Raw genomic sequence first — 18,675 nt, forward strand, 5'->3', positions numbered from 1 at the left:
TGCGGCGCCAGCGAAACGCCTCTACTGATCGCCATCCAGAACCTCACCGGCAAGGCTATACCTGCGGTGGACCAGCACCCATACCCGCTCACAGCGCAGGATTTTATGGAAGCAGCGGCATCTTCGTCAGCCAAAAATGACAAGCGCAAAGGTTCAGGCAAAAGAGGCAAAGGAAAACGGGGGAGGAGGTAAGCTTAGAACTCACAGTGTCTTCCAGACCTGTGAGTGTCAGAAGAGCTGCTGCAGAAACTCACGTGCTATAACACGAGTGGGCAAAAGCCAGGTGAGAACGCAAGATAAGTGCTGTTAGAGGGTAGGTGGAGCTATGAGCCTGAACACAAAACGGCTATCGGAGATACCGATAGCCGTTTTATCCTTTAAGACAGGTATGTTATATCCTACCGCTGCAACTGCTCCCGGTTTTCGCGGTTATCCCGATTTCGTTTACGTTCCTTCTTTTTATCTTTCTTACGGCCAATGGCACCACCGGCCACTGTGCCGGCCGCACCGCCAATTACGGCACCTGATGTGCCACCTACTGCAGCGCCTGTAGCTGCACCAGCCGTGCCGCCTATCACGGCGCCTTTCTTTTTACTGCTCCAGTTATCGGAACCAGCACAACTACCTAGTAGAAATGCTGATAATATGGCAAATGAAAATATTCTCATGTGTTTCATAACTAGTTGAATTTAAGCGAGTATTATACGCTTTTTATTGAGTCATTGTTTGTTGTGTGCACAAAATCAGTGCAATTTCAGATTGTCATAGCGGTGCAATTCTGCTAAGATGGAAAGAGGAGTGATGGTATTTGAAAGAAATTTCAGCGATTAGTCTGCACAAAAGCGGCGTCTGTGCAGTATATTGGTCTGAGCAATTTCTATCTCTGATTTTCCATGACCGACATAGCCATCACGCCCTGTACACTTGCCGACCTGACCGAATTGCGGGACATAGCCGTAGAAGCTTACAACGACCACTATACTTACCTCTGGCACGACGGAGGCGCCTGGTATGTGGAGCGCTGCTTTACAGAGGAGGCCCTGCGCGATGACATGGCCGATCCCAATGCCGCCTATTTCCTTATCCATTACAAGGACGAACCGGTTGGGTTTATGAAGTTCAACAAAGACAAGGCACTGGAAGGTTACACGGATGCCGAATGCCTTGAGCTCGAACGGCTATACCTGGTAGATCGTGCCTCCGGTATAGGCATAGGTAAGTGGGCGGTGGATTTTGCAGTGCAGTATGCGCTGGAAAGCAATAAGAGCGTAATCTGGCTCAAAGCCATGGACAGCAGTCGCTCTGTTGACTTCTATGAACAGAACGGTTTTGTGAGATGGGGCACCGACGAGCTCGACTTTGAGCAGATGAAGGAAATATACCGCGGCATGGTCGTGATGAAAAGAGATATTGCCTGAAGTGATTCTCTTTATACCTTTGAGTTCGACAAAGCCGCTCCACCACATGAAGCTTCGCCTCTTATTTGCCTTCTGCTTATTCACACTCGTAGCCTGCAACCAAAAAGAGGAAGAGCAGTACGAGCGGATCGATCAGGAAGTCGCAGTATCTGACCCAAACAGCTGGGTGAAAGCCGACCTGCAGTGCGAGGAGATCCAAAGCGCTGACGAGGACAACCCACTGGCGGTGGTATACCTGAGCCAGGTGGAGATGCAGCACGTGCTTGACACGGTGTATACCTGCTCCGTCATCGCTCCGCAGATGTATACCTCATTCGGGGTGCCGCGCCAGGCGCTGTCAGCCTGTGGCGGCTGGTGGGCCGGACGAGGCAACTTCTACTATACACTGCATGAAGGTGACAGCATCACGGTCATGCATGCCCAACCCGTGCAAAGCGACACTGTGGACTTCCAGTACAGCTTGCTGCGCCGCTTGCCTGTTTCACACACTACTGCCGACCTAGTCGAAGATACTTACATGCCTTAAGCAGCTTGCTGCACGGCATGTTGCTTCGTTCGGCTCACCAGATACACCCCGGCAAAGATCAGGAGCGCGTAGAATGCCTTTTCCAGCGTGAATACGTCTTTCCCCACCGCAACCGCGATTAAGATAGCCATGACCGGCTGCAGGTAAATGTAGGCGCCTACGAGCGAGGGGTTGGCGTAGCGTAGCGCCCAGGTATTGAGCAGGTAAGCGATGATGGTAACGGCAAACACCATGAACAGAATAGCCAGCCAGATCGACATTGGAAAAGCGCTGTAGTCAGGACTAAGCAACTGCTGCCAGCCGAACGGAATCACCAGCACGGCTCCCACGGTGAAAATGCGGCTCACAATCGTGATGGCCTGGTACCGCTGCATGAGTGGCTTCACCAGCACCAGGTATAGGCCAAAGGAAGTAGCGTTCAGAATGATAAGCAGGTCACCCCACATGTTGCCTGTAGCCTGCTCTCCACGGGAGGTATAGATGAGCAGAAAAGCACCCGCACAGGCCAGGGCTATACCTGAAACCTTGCGCCTCCCGATACGCTCCCGCAGCAGCAGGGCCGAAAACACAAGCACCACCACCGGCACGATCACCATCAGAAGCGCCGCATTGATAGGAGCGGTAAGGTTCAAACCTGCGAAGAAGCACAGCTGGTTCACGGCCACACCTGTCACGCCACAGAGGATCACGCGGATATTATCGGCACGTCCCACAATTTTCTCTTTCACCACCAGCCGGGCAAATATGCCAAAGAACAGCGCCGCCGAAACCACCCGGATCAGAATCAGACCGAAAGGGCCGACATATTCCGGCATCACCTCTTTGGCGATGCTGTAATTACTACCATAGATCAGTGCCACCAGAAAAAGCGAGGCATGCACCTGTACCTGTTTATTCATGCTGCAAAATTACGTGCTTATTCGGTTTGTACCGTATAAGGAGAGGCAATTAAAACCAGTACGCTCAAACCACATTTTTGCATGAATCAAATGCCGCTTACGGTCCGCAGGGCCATCGAGGTAATGGGCCTCTTTTTTCTGGGCTGGATCATTGTGCTGGGCCGCGACCTGCTCGCCCCACTGCTGGTCGCTTTCTTTATCAGCATCATGTTGCTGCCCATTTATCGCTTCTTTAAACAGCGAAACTTCCCCGATGCCGTGGCCATCGGTATCAGTCTGCTCACGCTGATCGTTGTGCTGGGGGGCATCATCTGGTTCTTTTCTTCCCAGATGCGGGTGCTGATAGAGGACTTCCCGATGATCCAGAAAAACGTGATGAAACACCTGACCGCCCTGAGTGAGTGGATCGGCAGCAAAACGCCTTTTTCGACAGCAGAGCAGACCAGTTTCATAAAAGAGCAGAGCAACAACCTGCTCACCTATGCGGGTAACCTGCTGGGCGGTGTGGCTGGTGGCGTGACAGGTACGGTGGTGTTCATTGGTCTGCTGCCCATCTACATCTTCCTGCTGCTGTTCTACAAAAACCTGTTGTTGCGCTTCGTGTTCCTCTGGTTCCCGCGTGAGCGGCACGAGAAGGTGGAGGAAACGCTGAGCGAAATGCAGGTCATCATCAAAAGCTACCTGTTCGGACTACTCATACAGATCACCTACATGACCGTGCTGCTAGGTGGTCTCCTCATGATCATCGGGATCAAACACGCCCTGCTGATCGGGGTGATCTTCGCCTTTCTGAACCTGATACCTTACGTGGGAGCACTGCTGGGCAACATCATTGGGGTGCTGCTCACACTGGCATCATCAGAGGAACTGTGGCCGGTGCTGGCTGTGCTGGGAACGATTGCGGCGGTACAGTTTCTGGATAACAACATCCTGATGCCCCGTATTGTGGGATCTAAAGTGAAGATCAATGCATTGGCCACCATTGTGGGTGTGATCGTGGGTGGGGAGATCGCAGGTATAACCGGTATGTTTCTGTCGCTGCCCATTATTGCCATGCTCAAAGTGGTGTTCGATCGTACCGACCAGTTTAAGCAGTGGGGTGTGCTCTTCGGGGACGAGCGGCCGGGCTTGAGTCCCATGGCTATACCTGTGCTGCGTTGGGACACCAAAGCCGTCCGGCGTAAACTGGAGGAGGAAAACGACATAGAGCCGCCGCACGAAGGGGAAGAGGAGAAGCGAAAAGGCTAAGGTATAGCACAGGTAGCGGTAAAATGGTGGATCGACAGGTGGCCACAGGTATAGCGCATGTTTTATACCTTCCTGCTTTGCCTTCTAATTCGTAACTTTGTTTAGACCGAATCCTGAGAAAGATAAGAGCAGATGAATCACCCGAACATACCTTTGGCCGAGCGCCTGCGGCCGCACAACCTCGATCAATATTACGGACAAAAACACCTGGTAGGGCCAGACGGCATCCTGCGCCGCTACATAGAAGGCGGCGTGATACCGAGCATGATTCTGTGGGGACCTCCGGGCGTGGGCAAAACTACCCTGGCCAACATCATCGCCAACCAGATGAAGGTGCCTTTCGTGGCCTTGAGTGCCATTAACTCTGGTGTGAAGGACATCCGCGAAGTGATCGATCAGGCCAAAAAGCGGCAGGGTACAGTGCTGTTCATAGACGAGATTCATCGCTTTAATAAATCCCAGCAGGACGCTTTGCTGGGGGCTGTAGAGAAAGGCACAGTGACTTTGGTGGGCGCCACGACCGAGAATCCGTCTTTCGAGGTGATATCGGCCTTGCTGTCGCGCTGCCAGGTATACATTCTCAAGCACCTCACCAAAGACGAACTGATCGAGCTGGTGGACAAGGCCCTGGAGCAGGACGAATGGATGCGCCACCGCAAGGTGCGAATAGAAGAGTACGAGGCACTGCTGACCATATCAGGCGGTGATGCCCGCAAATTGCTCAACCTGCTCGAGATCGTGGCTGAAGGTATAAAAGCCGACGAAGTAGTGGTGACCAATGATTTGGTGAAGCAGGTAGCCCAACAGAACATCGTGATGTACGACAAGTCCGGAGAGATGCACTACGACCTGGTGTCGGCTTTCATCAAGTCCATCCGCGGCTCTGACCCTAATGCGGCGGTTTACTGGCTGGCCCGCATGATCGAGGGCGGCGAAGACCCTAAATTTATCGCCCGTCGTTTGCTGATCGCCGCTTCGGAGGACATCGGTCTGGCGAATGCCAACGCACTGCTCATGGCGACCAACTGCTTTCAGGCGGTGCAGATGATCGGGTATCCGGAAGCGGAGATCATTCTTTCGCAGTGCACCATCTACCTGGCCACCTCACCCAAGAGCAACGCCTCCTACAAAGCCATCAAGCAGGCCCGACAGCTGGTGCAGCAAACCGGCAATCTGCCAGTGCCGCTGCACATCCGCAACGCCCCGACCAAGCTGATGAAGGAGATTGGCTACGGCAACAACTACAAATACGCCCACGACTACGAAGGCAACTTCGTGCAGCAGGAGTTCATGCCGCAGGAGCTCAGCAACACCGCCCTTTACCAGCCCGGCAACAACACCCGTGAGCGCGAAATGCTCAAGCAACTGCAGGCGCAGTGGGGGAAGAAGTATCGATATTAGTCAGTTTGGGAGTTTGAGAGTTTAGGAGGTATAAAGGGATGAACACCACGCTCGCTTCCCAGTGCTGTCAACTTAAGCTTTTTTGTCATTTCGACCGAAGGGAGAAATCTGAAGTATTGCTTAGGCTTTGAGAGATCCAGATCTCTCCTTTCGTCGAGATGACAGGTTAGAAGCGATATTCCTTAAGCTGACGGCATTGGGTTGCGACTTGTCCAATTGTGTACTGGCAATCATGCGGGGAATACTGCCAACTTGTGTATAAACAACAATCATCAACCAGCAATCAACAACTCAACCAATCAACCATAAACAATCCAACAATTAGGTTAGTCTATGAAATGGACCGATTGGTCGAGATTGCTGTTTGTTGGGGACTAGTATTGAACTTTAAGCGCTATTTTTGTTTATTGTATGCAGGGACCTGTATTTCCCGGTACTTAAAAACAGAACCTAAACATTAAATAGAACCTATGCTGAATTTCCTCAGATATGTGCTGGCTACCATTCTTGGCCTGTTCATATTCTTCTTCCTGGGCTTGCTGATCATGGTAGGCATCATTGCGGCATCAGCTTCCAAAGGCGATGTCACCGTAACCGAAAACTCGGTTCTGGAGCTCAAGCTTGATAAGTCTATTGTAGAGCGTGAGCAGGAGAATCCCTTTGGCGATTTCTCTATCGGCTTCTTTTCGATGAACAGCAATGATGGTCTTGATCAGATCAAAGCTTCTATTCGTCGCGCCAAAACAGATGATAACGTAAAAGGCATCTTCCTGAATATGCGCTTTGTGGATGCCGGTATGGGCAAACTCGAAGAAATACGCAACGAACTGATTGACTTCAAAGAGTCTGGAAAGTTCATCGTGTCCTATGGCGATATGACCAACGAAAAGGCTTATTACCTGTCTTCTGTGGCTGATAAAATTTACCTGAACCCGATGGGTACACTGGAGTTCAACGGCATCAGCTCTGAGGTGTTCTTCTTCAAAGGTACACTGGAGAAGCTGGACATTGAGCCGACTATCTTCAAAGTAGGTGAGTTCAAGAGTGCGGTAGAGCCTTTCTTCCTGGACAAGATGAGCGATGCTAACCGTGAGCAGATGACCTCGTTCCTGAACTCAATCAACGACTACCAATTGCGCAAAATTGCGGAGGCACGTGGCAAAACTTACGAGGAACTGAAAAAAGTGTCTGATGAAGTACTCGTTCGTGAAGCTGAAGACGCCAAAACCCATGGTCTGGCAACCGATATTGGTTACTATGACGAGGCCATCGACTACATGAAAGAGCAGATGGGTGTGGATAAAGACAAGAAACTGCAGCTGGTGAGTCTTGGTAAGTACAAGAAAGTGAAAGACACTGAGAAGAGCGGTTCTGCTAAAAACCGTATCGCTGTGATCTACGCCGAAGGCGACATTGTGGACGGTGAAGGCGGCGATGATGAAATTGGCAGCATGCGCTTCGCTGAGGCTCTTCGTAATGCCCGCATGGACAAGAACGTGAAGGCTGTTGTACTGCGCATCAACTCACCGGGCGGTAGCGCACTGGCCTCTGACGTCATGTGGCGCGAGATTCAGGAGACCCGCAAGGTGAAGCCTGTCATCGCTTCTATGTCAGACATGGCTGCCTCTGGCGGTTACTACATGGCTATGGGCTGCGATACGATCGTGGCGCACCCGAACACTATCACAGGTAGTATCGGTGTGTTTGGCATCGTGCCGAATTTCGAGAACTTCTTCAAGAACAAGTTAGGCATCACAGTGGATCGTGTAAGCACAGGCAAACACTCTGACTTACCGACTGTAACCCGCGCCATGACACCGTTTGAGAAAGAGATCGTGCAGCGTGAGATCAACAAAATCTATGAAGTGTTCACACAGAAAGCAGCCGACGGACGCGGCATGTCACAGGACCAGCTGAAGGAATTTGCTTCAGGCCGCGTGTGGTCAGGTATAGAAGCAAAAGAACGCAACCTGGTGGACGTGCATGGTGGTCTGGAAAAAGCCATCGAGATTGCCGCTGCCCGTGTAGGTATAGAAGATGACTATCGCATCAAAGAACTGCCGCGCCGTAAGACTTTCTTTGAAGAGATGTTCGGAGAAGCTGGTTCGCAGGTAAAAGAGCGTGCCGTAAAGGCCGAACTTGGTCAACTATACCCTGTGTACAAGATGTACAAGAAGGTAGAGAACATGCAGGGTATCCAGACCCGCATGCCATATGAACTGACAATCCAATAACAGCGATGGCAGGCTACTACCTGCTGTTGATAAAATACCCGGAAGCCCGCTGGTGTAAACCAGTGGGCTTTTTGTTTCAGGTCCAAGCCATTTTTTGCAAATTGCGGATGAGAACAAGGTAATAGCTTAAGGAAGCACATGACATAAGTCATTTATTCTATCAGATTAAATGAGCTATTTCGCAGACCAAAAACAAAGAACATAAAACGATGAACGATATGATGCAGCAATTACGAGAGTCCGCCTCTTACATACAGGACCAGACAGGCAACTTTCAACCGGAGTTTGGCATTATCCTGGGCACGGGCTTGGGCGCTTTGATCAAAGAGATTGAAATAGAGTATAGCCTCAACTACGCTGACATTCCGCACTTCCCGGTTTCAACGGTGGAGAGTCACTCCGGTCGCCTGGCTTTCGGTAAGCTGGCCGGTCGTCGTGTGATTGTGATGCAGGGACGCTTCCATTACTACGAAGGCTATACCATGAACCAGGTGGTGCACCCGGTGCGTGTCATGAAACTGCTGGGCGTGCAGAAGCTTTTTATTTCCAATGCCAGTGGCGGTCTGAACCCTGCCTTCAACACCTCCGACCTGATGGTGATCACCGACCATATCAACCTGCAGCCATCTAACCCGCTGATCGGTCCGAACCTGGACGAACTGGGACCTCGCTTCCCGGACATGAGCGAAGTGTATGATGAGAAAATGGTACGCCAGGCCATGGTCATCGCTGAAGATGCCGGCTTCACGTTGCAGGAAGGCGTATACGCCAGTGTACCAGGACCAATGCTGGAAACACTAGCTGAGTATAGCTACATCGCCCGCATCGGGCTGATGCCGTAGGTATGTCCACCGTGCCGGAGGCCATTGCTGCCCGCCACATGGGCATGAAGATCTTCGGTATTTCGGTAATCACTGACATGGGTACACCGGATCGCATCAAGAAAGTGATCCTGGCGGATATTCTGGAAGCCGCCGCGATAGCTGAGCCACGCATGACCATGCTGATCAAAGAGCTGGTGCGTCAGCAGTAATAGCCGAGCACAGGTGCGACAGCACTTAAAAGAACAAGCAGGGGCGGCCAGATGGCTGCCCCTGCTTGTTTACAGTATTTTACATGGTCAGGTAGGCAATAGCGAGCAGCACTGCATTAAACAAGCCGTGCGATACGATTGCCCAGGTCAGGCTGAAGCGGAGACGGATGTAACCCCAGAAAAGGGCACCAATAAACTGCGGCACCACGAGTAAAGGTATAAGGGCGATGGGCAGGTGCAGGTTTTCATAGTTGGCCAGGTGCACCATGCCAAATACGATCGTGAAGGTATAAAACACCGTTGGGAAACGCTTTTCCCAGAGCCGCCTCAAATACCAGGCACGCATATCCGATAGTACCACCCATATGGCCAGCATCAGGCCACAAGCCAGATCAGGGCGCTCAGGAGTGTGCTGATCTGCAGCATCTCGAGCAGGGTAGGGAGTATAAAAAAAATGATGGTCAGGAAAGCTACAAATAGCCGCATGCGGGTGTAGCGCAAGGGGGCACGAAAGAAGAATTCCTCAATGGCAGGACTGATCACGCTACAGCCAATAGCACCAGCAGGGGGTTGTTTTCCTCCAGGAAACGGCCCATGCGATGACTCGCGAATGGGTTGTAACCCATCAGCTTGATCAGGCCAAATATGATGGCTGCTATACCCAGGCTCAGGATGAACTTGAGTACGAACAGTTGCAGCAGCGGCCTCCATACTTCCTCAGGCTTTTGGTGCAGCGCCTCCAGCTGTTTAGGGGCTTTCAGAAAACGCCAGAAGGCCAGTGCGGTTTCTTTTGGACGAGGGCTTGGGTTCTCTCTAACCCGGTCAGGAGGTAAAGGTGCTTCCATCGTTTGTTTTACTTCTCAATTACGACCGTTTTGCGGTTATAGGAGAGATTTGTGAAGATGCCGATGCCTCCCTTCACTGAAGACACAATGCGCGAAGGCTGGGCAAATGGGTTTCCGTTGGCCCTGCGTGCATCCGAAATAGAGCTCAGAAAGTCGTAGTACTGCTTCTCGATGTGAAACAGCGACACGATCAATGTATCGCCCTCTTCGTAATCATAGCCTGACCCATAGGATACGCGCTGGCCATTGGTAAGCTGGTCACTGGATACGAAATCCCGCTGAGAGGAGTTGGACAGGCTGTCGCGGTGCACCATGTAGCGGTAATAGTTCGCGGCATCCGGGTCGTCCTGGTAAGAAGTGAGCAGATAGGCCTTGTTGCTTTCATTGAACTTCCACTCCACAGCCTCAATCGGAACCTGACCCATGACGGTGGTAGTGCCGGTCACGTGACGACCTTTCTTATCTTTGACCTCCAGCGTAAGCACATCACCGGGTTGCAGGTTGAGCTTCTCATTTTTGCGATGAGTATAGTACTTGCCCGTCGCCTTGTTTTGAATGGGGCTGAAAGGCAATTTGATCGTTCTGCCTGGTGGGTGATGAACACTTCCGCATCGGGCACAAGCGGCAACTCGGGTTCGTTGAAGTAACTCACACTCTCCAGCACAACGGCCCGAAGGGGCTTGCCGGGTTCCAGGTAGCATTCAACTACTAGTTGTGATTCGTAAGGGGGCAACTTAATCTCCACTTCCTGCTCCATGTCACAGGATAGCAGCAAAAAGAGTAGGGGCAGCAACAAGGTATAGATCGCTCGTCTGGTCTTCATCAGAACTTGAAATTATAGGTAACAGAAGGTATAACCGGGAAGAGCGACACCTGCTTGGCCCGAAAACCGAGCGTTTCGTTGTCGTCTTCGTCCTTCACCTGCTCAAAATACACAAAGTATGGATTGCGACGGTTATAGGCGTTGTAGGCATTGAAGGTCAGGTCGGCCTCGCCACGTTTGGGCTTCAGCTTGAGTACCAGGCCCAGGTCCAGTCGGTGGAATGCATCCAGTCGGAAGCTGTTGCGGTCGCTGTACACAGGCACCACCGTAGCACTTTTGCCTGCACATCCTGAAAGGCGAAGCGGGCTACAGGCAGTGAATAGCGTTGCCGGTGCCATACACAAAAGCGCCGGTGAGGCTGATGCGCTTGCTCAACTCATGCAGCACCACCACACTCAGATCATGGCGGCGGTCGTAGCGGGTCGGGAAGCGGCGTCCCTCGTTGATGTCGTCGAACTGGCGGTAACTCCACGACAAGGTATAGCCTACCCAGCCGGTGGTGCGTCCTTTTATCTTTTCGAGGTATACCTCATTGCCGTAACTCTCGCCCTTGCCGAACAGAAACTCCTCTTCCAGGTTATCATTCACAAACAGATTGGCCCCGTCGCGGAAGTCGATCTGGCGGTGCATCCACTTATAGTACAGTTCGTTGGTAACCATGTAACGGCCACCGCCGAAGAGGTGGCTTATACCTGCGGCCACTTGTTGGGAGCGCTGCGGCTTTACGTAGTCATTGCTTGGATACCAGATGTCGGTTGGTAGCGATGCGCCGGAGTTGGCTACCAGGTGGATGTACTGCATCATGCTGGCATAGCTGGCCTTCAGAGAGGTGTTCTCGCTGAGGCTATACCTGGCAGAGGCACGTGGCTCAAAGGCACCATAAGTCTTGCCTCCACTGCTGAAGGCCGACACACGCAGGCCATAATTAAGTGAAAGCTGCGCATTTACCTGAAAGTCATCCGCCACATAAGCAGCGGCTTCCGTGGCTTCGTAGTCATTGCCAGCCCCAAAGCTGATGCGGTCATCGTCTGAGTCGAAGTTAAGGCGGCCGATGGTGAAGTTGTGCCGGGTGGCCATGGCACCGAATTGCAAGGTATGGCCCTTGTCCAGGATCAGGCTAAAGTCGGTTTTGAGGGCAATATCACGGATATCAGAAGTCAGGTTAAAACTGAATACATCGATCTTATTGCTGACATTGTACTGGTAGCTGCTGCCCGAAAGCGTTGTGTTTACCTGGAAGCGCGGGTTGAACTTGTGCTGCCAGCGCAAAGCCCCTACCTTATTCCCCCAGTCGAAACCAAACTGAAAATCCGTGTCGTTAAACCCGAAGAAGTCGCGCCCAAAATAGCCGCTCAGAAACAGTTCGTCTTTCTCGCCCAGCTTGTAGTTAGCCTTGCCGTTGAGGTCGTAGAAGTAGTAGTCAGGTATAGGATTGAAGTCTTCTTTGCCTTCCTGTATCCGGTTGATCTGGCGGGTGAAGACATCAAAATAGGTACGGCGTCCGGAGAGAACAAACGAGGATTTATCTTTCACAATAGGGCCATCCACGGTCAGGCGTGAAGCAATCAGGCCGATGCCACCGGTTACGCCGATACGCTCCTTATTTCCTTCACGCATTTTCACATCCACCACCGACGACAGTCTGCCACCAAACTGCGCCGGGAAGCCCCCTTTGTACAGCTCCACACTTTCAACCGCATCCGGGTTGAACACGGAGAAGAAACCAAACAAGTGGGAGGCGTTGTAGACGACGGCGTCATCGAGCAATACCAGGTTCTGGTCAGGACCGCCACCGCGTACATACAGGCCTGAGGCTCCTTCGCCACCTGATTGCACACCAGGCTTCAGTTGCAGCGCCTTGATCAGGTCAACCTCGCCGAAGATGGCCGGCAGGAGCTTTGCCTCCCTTGTCGTCAGCGTTTCGACACTCATCCGGTTGGCATTGAGTTTCTGCTGGAGCGAATTGGCTTCGATCACGACCTCGCGCAACTGGCTGTTGGCTGGCAATAAAGCAAAATTGATGGTTAGGTCCCGGTCAGTGACCTCGATGGTGCGGGTAGCAGTTTCGTAGCCGATGTAAGTGGCCTGCAAGGTATGGCTGCCTTCGGGCAGTTGCAGGGTATAGAAACCACGGGCATCCGTTGCAGCACCGATACGAAGCTCGGGAACCGATACGGTAGCCCCTATCAGGGCATCTTCGCTGCCGGTGCCCCGAACGTAGCCACTAATGGTGTAGGTGCTCTGCGCAAACACATCAGGGCAAGGAAACTGAGTAGACAAATAATGTATACAGCAAAAGCTGGTAAGCGCATCTAACTAAAATTAAAACCGGGGGCTTTGAGAATCAGGCACAAAGGTACACACAAATAACCTGATCCGCCCCAGAAAAACGCCCCTTATCGGATCGTCATTAGGAGAATATTTTTTAATGAAACAGCGCGATTTCCAAAATGTTCCTTTCGGGGGAGGGATTCTTAAGGCATGGTATCATTTAGCCAGGAGGCACGCAGGCGAAGCTGTCGCTCTGATGGAGAGGCAACCGGCTCTAGCAGGTGCAGTACTTCCCGTTTGACAGCGGTCACTTTTCCTGTGAGTTTTTTAGGTTTCACATTGCCCTTTGCGTCTTTGCGTCCTACGGTGATCTCTATTTTGCTGCCCGGCTTGGCCTGTTGCAGTTCTTCGCCTATGATGTCGCGGATGTTCATGGGCGTAATCTCTCTGCCGTTGAAAGCCAGCAGTTGGTCTCCTTCCCTGAATCCCATTTGCTGCCCGAATTCATCCATATCATCCGCCTCAGCCACCGTGATCTTGTCGGCTTCGAGGTCATAGCCTGGCACAAAACCCCCGTAGGAATTGACCAGCTGCACTGAAACAGGCTCGTATTTGACACCTACTTTGTTGAACAATTCTCCTAAAGGCAGCGGCTCACTGCCCTCCACATAGCGGGCGAAGAAGGTGCGCATCTCCGGGTAGGTGAGTTCGGCGATCTTGTCAAACAGCTCGTCGTCTTTGAAAGGGCGGCCTTTGCCGTAGGTTTTGGCCAGATCCTGCATCAGGTCTACCAGACCATACTTGCCATCTGACAGGTCGCGCAGCTGTATATCCAGCGCCATCCCGATCAAAGCTCCCTTCTGGTACACGTTGCCATACTGATTTTCGTACTCGTCCAGCACTTTGGCACTCATCTCCGTGAAAGGCAGGGTATCGTTAAAAGCCATGGAGTTGAAAATGTACTCCCGGATCTTCTGCATGAACTCGTCTACCGAAATCAGGCCTTCATGCACCTGCACATGCGAAGCAAAATACTCCGTAACACCCTCATACAGCCAGAGGTGCTTCGACATGCGGGGGTTGATGAAGTCAAAGTCGTGGATTTCTTCGGATTGAATGGATAGCGGTGTCACGATGTGAAAGAACTCGTGGGCGGCTACATCGCGCATGGTACTGTTGAAGCGCTCCTCCGGCATTTCTGGCAGGTAGTAAACGGAAGAGTTGGAGTGCTCCAATGCACCATAAGAACCCGACTTGCCCGGTCGCTCCGGCACATAGATCAGAAAGGCATACTTGTCGACTGGCAGGGTACCGCCAAGGTAGCTGCGCTGTGCTTCGAGTATGTCGCGGATGTTGTCGGCGATAGGCTTGGATGTCACCCGGCCGGTAGGGGAGTATACGGATACGAGCACCTCAGTCCCACCCAAATTCAGTACCGTCGTGTCAGGTTGATTATACATCAGCGGCGAGTCGGCCAGCTCTACGTAATTGGGCACAGTATAGGTGTCGGCAGTAGCTGTGCTGGACGTAGCCTGCAGTGCCGTGGAACCATAAAAACCGGCAGGTTTTGTAACAGTGAGTTCATAAGGTACCTGCTTTAGTCCGTCGAAATAACCCACGAAGCCAAACGGGTTGAGCAGAAAGTTCTTGTCTTCTTCGATGTTGGTGCCGCCCGGCTCAAACACCACATCCTGCCTTCTTTCGGCATCAAATGTATCGTCAACCCAATAGGTGATTCTGTCCAGATTCTGGGCCTGTGTGATGCGCCAGCGGTTGGTGTCAATTCGCTCCACAGGCAGCGGCTTGCCTGCTTGTCCAGCGCCTGAAACTCCGACACGAACTTGCCGAAGTCTGATACGGAGTAGGTGCCGGGCACGATCTTGGGCATGTTATAAATGGCCTCGCCCTGCTTGATGGCCGGTGGGCGCAGGCTTACCTGTACCTTATCACTTTTAACCTGCGTCAGGTCGATGGTAACGGCATAGCGAGGTTCAGAACTTGACTGAGTGGCAACTGAGGAACAGCTGAAATGAAGGCTGAGCAGCAGGAGCAGGATCGTTTTGGTTAATTTCATGTTTGCGGACGCGAGTTAACAACCTAGTTAACGGTCACGGGCTGCTTTTGGGTTTGTACTTGCCTTTTCTCTAAAAAAGAATCGACAGAAAGGGGACCGGCACCGTTCAACAGGTAAAAGAAACCTGCGAAAATAAGCTCAGCTGCCGGATAGTACTGCGGAAAGGACTGCCCGATGTGTACGATCAAAATGGCAGCCGTGAAATTGATGATCAGCAACAGGCCCGCTATCCGCACACCCCAACCAAGCAGGAGCATCAGGCCAATCAGAAATTGGGTATAGACCGAAAGATGAGCGGCCACCAGTGGGTAGGGCACCCCATGTGACTGCAGAAAATCCCGGAACTCGAGCATACGCTCCCAACTAAACACGTTATCCTGTACGCCATAGATCAGAAAAACACCCATTGCAAAACGCAGGAACACCACCCCATAGGCTTTGTGACGACGAAAAAAAGTGAAAGCGTTCCTTGTCATAGGTTACCTGAGAGCACTGATGACTTTGTTTTTCTCATAATCGGAGCCAATGGTATTGGCTGCTTTCTCCACTTCCGCACGCAGATCTTTATTGTCGGCAGGTATAGCACTGGCAATGTTGCGTAGCACTTTGCCCTTTTCGTAGTCGGAGCTTATGCGGCTTACAACCGGCAGCAGCTCTTTATACTGGGCCTGCGACAATTTGTGGTTTTTTACTATAGCGTTAATAATTTTTGCCTTCTCATAGTCTGACGAAAATTTGTCGATGATAGAGAAAGCCGGTTTGTAGTTGTGCTGGATGAATTCAGGCTGTTTGGCCAGTTGCTGCAGCACTTTGGCTTTTTCGTAGTCAGAGGATATTTTGCCCGTCTGCTCCAGCGCCATGGCCATGCTCTCTTTGCTCAGATCCGGCGTCTCCAGCAAATAAAGCAATGCCTTGCGTCGCTCATAGTCAGCACTGATCTTGCCGCTCACCTGCAGATAGCTGCTCACCACGTCCTTGTTTTTCAGATGTGCAGCGGTAACCGTGCCCAAGGCTTTGCGACGCTCATAGTCAGAAGTCACGTGCTTGTCCACAAACTGCAGGGATTGTTTCACATCAGCAGGCTTCAGGCCAGGTTGCTGGTACAGTTGATGCACGAAGCGCATCTTCGCATGCTCACTACCTGCTTTTTCCGCCTCAGCAAGTACTCCTTTCGCACCTGCTTTACCATAAAGGTCTTTTACCAACTCGGCTATACCTATGCCGGTGTTTGCCATCAGGTCTGGCATTATCTGCTGCAGCCACTCTCTGCCTGACGGTTCGTAAGCTACCTTCTTGCCATTCTCTGTGTAAGTGCGGTTCAGGTTGCCGTTCGCGTCGCTTGTGATCTCGAGCCGCTTCGTATCATCATTAACAGAGCGCATGTACTTCAGGTAGCCGTTCGGGGAGATGCTTTTGATGTCTTTCAGGTCATCGGTGAGGGTAACTGTCCCCTGGCGTTTTAGTTCTTCCCGTTTGTTGTTATCTGTATTAATGTATACCTGCTCTCCATCCTTCCCGCCTTTTGCTTTGCCGCCTACCTGTATCCGGACATTGCTGTTTTTCTTCTTTGCCTTCACGGTGTCCTGCTGCATTATTTCCACACCGGTAATAAGGCGCAGACTGGTAGAGGCGGCAGGGCGCAGGTCAAGCATGCTCAGGACGCCAGCGGCAAGTGAAGCAAAAAAGATAGTAGATGGCTTTGTCATAGTTTTTATTTTTAATGATGCATTTTGTTGGGTAAAGGATGCTTCAGCGGGTATCTTTTTTTGATGACCCGCTGAAATTCACCTTCAATTAACAATACAAACACAAACTCAATTAAATTACTCCGTGCGCAGGGCCCTTATGGGGTCTGCCAGTGCTGCCTTCATGGCCTGATAACTGACTGTGGCTAACGCTATCGTCATGGCGGCTAATCCAGTTGTCACAAATACCCACCAGCTAATCTCGATGCGGTACGCAAAGTTTTGCAACCACTTATCCATGCTAAACCAGGCAATAGGTATAGCCATTACTATCGCAATAAGAACCAAGAGCGCAAAGCTTCTGGAGAGTAGTAGCACAATTTCTGACACCGATGATCCGAGCACGATCCTGATACCTATTTCCTTTGTGCGTTGCTCGGCCATGTAAGCTGACAACCCAAACAAACCCAGGCAGGCAATGACAATAGTCAGGATAGTGAAATATGTAAAGATGATCAGCATTTTCTCTTCGGCACGGTACTGCTGCTGAAAACTCTCGTCCAGAAACTGGTAATCCATCGGAAATTCGGGGAAGTGTTTCTTCCATACCTTATCCATATCCGCTAAGGTGGCAGAAAGATCAGCCTCGGTATTTACACGCGTCAGCAACCTCCCGAAGTGCGGCTCCAATCGGATAATGAGTGGCTCAATCTTGCTATGCAGTGATTTATAGTTGAAGTCTTTTACCACGCCGATCACTTTGCTGGTGAGCGTATCGTCGGGGAGTTTAATGCGTTTATCCAATGCATCTGTCCAGCCGAACTCTCTGGCAGCAGCTTCATTTATAAGGTAGCTGTGTGTTTCGTCGGAGCGAATTTCCCGTAAATGCCCGCGCCCTTCGGCTAGCTTTATGCCCATCAGATCTATGTAGGAGTAATCCACGCCAATATGGTTAATTGTCCGCGTGACCATCTTGTGGTTAATCTCCACCTGAAAGTCAGAGACAAGGGCATCTTCACCTGGCAGTTGCTGGGCACTGGAGGTATAAGCAACTTGTGGTAACTCAAGCATCTCCTTCTTGAGGAGCGCCAGTTTTTCCTTCTGCCTCACCCAGCCGATAGATGGTATTTTAACTGAAATGACCTGCTCTTTCTGAAAGCCAAGATGCACACCCTTTAAGTGTTGCATCTGGTTATACACCACCACAGTGCCTATTATCAGGATGAGGGATATGGTAAACTGCAGCACGACTAAAGCCTTGCGAAGCCTGGCGTTGCCGCTATTGGGGGTAGCATTTGCCTTGAGGGCTTCAACCGGCTTGTAGCCTGACAGGTATAAGGCCGGATATCCACCTGCCATAAAGCCTACAAAAACGACAATGCCGAGTATGAAAAAGCCTACTTCGGGCTTTAGGATAAAGATGGTGTCAATACTTCTTTCGGTCAGGCTGTTGAACAACGGGAGTATTAACTCTACTATAGAGAGCGCCACTACAACAGCAATCAGGGTAAGCATGAAAGACTCAGCTAAAAACTGCTTGACCAGCTGACTGCGGCTGGCTCCGATTGTTTTGCGAAGGCCCACTTCCTTAGAGCGTTTGGCAGACCGTGCTGTGGCTAGATTAATGTAATTGATGGTTGCGATGAGCAGGATAAACACCGCTATGACACTGAAGATATAGATGTAGGTAATATTGCCTACATCTCCAACCGGATACTCCAGGTCTTTATCCAGGTAAGCGTCCGTAATGGGTTGAATGTTGTACCCGGTAACAGCGATACCATCCATCTGTTGGTTTGGCTTTGCTTTCCGGTTGTACAGTTCCGGCATTTTTGACGTTAACGCGCCCGCCTGCTCAGCTTTAAATAGTTTCAGATAGGTATAGCCACCCACCATCTGCCACTGGTTCAACATGTATTCTGTGTTGGTGTCAAAGTGTAATGGGAAGACAGCGTCGATCTGTAAGTGTGACGGCCGTGGGTGTGAGATTACCCCCGTCACCAGGAAAGTACTGGCGATATAAGTAAGTGGTTTGCCTAGTGCAGAGTCGGCACTGCCAAAATACTTTCGGGCCAACTCTTCGGTCACTACTACTGAAAATGGGTTTTGCAGGGCAGTAGCGGGATCGCCAGCGTACAAAGGGAAAAGGCGTAGTACTTTGAAAAAATTTAACTGTCAGCGTAGGAAATGCCTACAGTAAGGGCATTTTCTTTTTAAC

The 18,675-nt window shown here is 51.3% G+C and carries 18 protein-coding genes and 4 pseudogenes; 7 read left to right on the top strand and 15 right to left on the bottom strand.

Annotated features, from left to right (window positions below):
* Positions 1 to 192 (top strand): annotated as a pseudogene (locus O71_RS24245) (ATP-dependent helicase); the annotation flags it as partial.
* A 206-nt stretch (positions 193 to 398) separates the two neighbouring features.
* Here O71_RS24245 and O71_RS22590 read toward each other — a convergent pair.
* Positions 399 to 668, bottom strand: coding sequence for a glycine zipper domain-containing protein (locus O71_RS22590; RefSeq protein ID WP_192811646.1), 270 nt, complete (start codon positions 666 to 668; stop codon positions 399 to 401).
* A gap of 225 nt (positions 669 to 893) precedes the next feature.
* Here O71_RS22590 and O71_RS07250 point away from each other — a divergent pair, with 225 nt between their 5' ends.
* Entirely contained in the window at positions 894 to 1,418 is a 525-nt protein-coding gene (locus tag O71_RS07250; protein ID WP_007654874.1) for a GNAT family N-acetyltransferase, read from the top strand.
* Between the two features lie 19 nt (positions 1,419 to 1,437).
* A complete protein-coding gene (locus tag O71_RS07255) occupies positions 1,438 to 1,944 on the top strand; it encodes a hypothetical protein (protein WP_155800671.1) in 507 nt (168 codons plus the stop codon).
* Here O71_RS07255 and O71_RS07260 read toward each other — a convergent pair.
* A complete protein-coding gene (locus tag O71_RS07260; RefSeq protein ID WP_007654877.1) occupies positions 1,941 to 2,843 on the bottom strand; it encodes a DMT family transporter in 903 nt (300 codons plus the stop codon). The two genes, O71_RS07255 and O71_RS07260, sit on opposite strands and share 4 nt — an antisense overlap.
* 81 nt (positions 2,844 to 2,924) lie before the next feature.
* Between O71_RS07260 and O71_RS07265 the strand changes: the two genes are divergently transcribed.
* From O71_RS07265 to O71_RS07280, 4 genes and pseudogenes are all read left to right on the top strand, one after another.
* Complete coding sequence (locus O71_RS07265; RefSeq protein WP_051017724.1) at positions 2,925 to 4,091, top strand: AI-2E family transporter; 1,167 nt, start codon at positions 2,925 to 2,927, stop codon at positions 4,089 to 4,091.
* Between the two features lie 132 nt (positions 4,092 to 4,223).
* Positions 4,224 to 5,492, top strand: coding sequence for a replication-associated recombination protein A (locus O71_RS07270; RefSeq protein ID WP_007654882.1), 1,269 nt, complete (start codon positions 4,224 to 4,226; stop codon positions 5,490 to 5,492).
* Positions 5,493 to 5,962: 470 nt separating this feature from the next.
* A complete protein-coding gene (gene sppA / locus O71_RS07275; protein WP_007654884.1) occupies positions 5,963 to 7,726 on the top strand; it encodes a signal peptide peptidase SppA in 1,764 nt (587 codons plus the stop codon).
* 221 nt (positions 7,727 to 7,947) lie between these two features.
* Positions 7,948 to 8,759 (top strand): annotated as a pseudogene (locus tag O71_RS07280) (purine-nucleoside phosphorylase).
* A 79-nt stretch (positions 8,760 to 8,838) separates the two neighbouring features.
* Here O71_RS07280 and O71_RS07285 read toward each other — a convergent pair.
* From O71_RS07285 to O71_RS27120, 13 genes and pseudogenes are all read right to left on the bottom strand, one after another.
* Positions 8,839 to 9,135: a CPBP family glutamic-type intramembrane protease gene (locus O71_RS07285; protein ID WP_007654894.1), complete on the bottom strand. Its 297-nt coding sequence runs from the start codon at positions 9,133 to 9,135 to the stop codon at positions 8,839 to 8,841.
* Entirely contained in the window at positions 9,135 to 9,302 is a 168-nt protein-coding gene (locus O71_RS23760) for a hypothetical protein (RefSeq protein ID WP_155800673.1), read from the bottom strand. The genes O71_RS07285 and O71_RS23760 overlap by 1 nt, the downstream gene beginning before the upstream one ends.
* A complete protein-coding gene (locus O71_RS07290) occupies positions 9,299 to 9,604 on the bottom strand; it encodes a hypothetical protein (protein WP_007654895.1) in 306 nt (101 codons plus the stop codon). The genes O71_RS23760 and O71_RS07290 overlap by 4 nt, the downstream gene beginning before the upstream one ends.
* Positions 9,605 to 9,612: 8 nt before the next feature.
* A complete protein-coding gene (locus tag O71_RS07295; protein ID WP_192811647.1) occupies positions 9,613 to 10,089 on the bottom strand; it encodes a DUF4249 family protein in 477 nt (158 codons plus the stop codon).
* Positions 10,047 to 10,427 carry a DUF4249 family protein gene (locus O71_RS22595; RefSeq protein ID WP_071530853.1) on the bottom strand — a complete coding sequence of 127 codons (381 nt, stop codon included), beginning with the start codon at positions 10,425 to 10,427 and terminating at the stop codon, positions 10,047 to 10,049. The genes O71_RS07295 and O71_RS22595 overlap by 43 nt, the downstream gene beginning before the upstream one ends.
* Complete coding sequence (locus tag O71_RS25375) at positions 10,427 to 10,765, bottom strand: hypothetical protein (RefSeq protein ID WP_237717751.1); 339 nt, start codon at positions 10,763 to 10,765, stop codon at positions 10,427 to 10,429. Before O71_RS25375 ends, O71_RS22595 begins: the two co-directional genes overlap by 1 nt.
* Positions 10,734 to 12,707, bottom strand: coding sequence for a TonB-dependent receptor (locus O71_RS07300; RefSeq protein ID WP_237717752.1), 1,974 nt, complete (start codon positions 12,705 to 12,707; stop codon positions 10,734 to 10,736). Before O71_RS07300 ends, O71_RS25375 begins: the two co-directional genes overlap by 32 nt.
* Before the next feature lie 194 nt (positions 12,708 to 12,901).
* Positions 12,902 to 14,158 (bottom strand): peptidase M61, encoded by a 1,257-nt coding sequence (locus O71_RS07305; protein ID WP_369750892.1) that lies wholly within the window; start codon positions 14,156 to 14,158, stop codon positions 12,902 to 12,904.
* Between the two features lie 54 nt (positions 14,159 to 14,212).
* A pseudogene (locus O71_RS27115) lies at positions 14,213 to 14,772 on the bottom strand (peptidase M61); the annotation flags it as partial.
* Between the two features lie 23 nt (positions 14,773 to 14,795).
* The gene (locus O71_RS07310) at positions 14,796 to 15,248 is read right to left on the bottom strand and encodes a DoxX family protein (protein ID WP_007654901.1); all 453 of its coding nucleotides are present in this window, start codon (positions 15,246 to 15,248) and stop codon (positions 14,796 to 14,798) included.
* A gap of 3 nt (positions 15,249 to 15,251) precedes the next feature.
* Positions 15,252 to 16,478, bottom strand: a complete 1,227-nt coding sequence (locus O71_RS07315) for a hypothetical protein (protein ID WP_007654902.1) — start codon at positions 16,476 to 16,478, stop codon at positions 15,252 to 15,254.
* A 117-nt stretch (positions 16,479 to 16,595) separates the two neighbouring features.
* A complete protein-coding gene (locus tag O71_RS07320; protein ID WP_369750893.1) occupies positions 16,596 to 18,287 on the bottom strand; it encodes an FtsX-like permease family protein in 1,692 nt (563 codons plus the stop codon).
* Positions 18,288 to 18,320: 33 nt separating this feature from the next.
* Positions 18,321 to 18,614 (bottom strand): annotated as a pseudogene (locus O71_RS27120) (ABC transporter permease); the annotation flags it as partial.
* Positions 18,615 to 18,675: the final 61 nt, after the last annotated feature.

This window comes from Pontibacter sp. BAB1700 (assembly GCF_000277005.1).
Classification (GTDB): domain Bacteria; phylum Bacteroidota; class Bacteroidia; order Cytophagales; family Hymenobacteraceae; genus Pontibacter; species Pontibacter lucknowensis.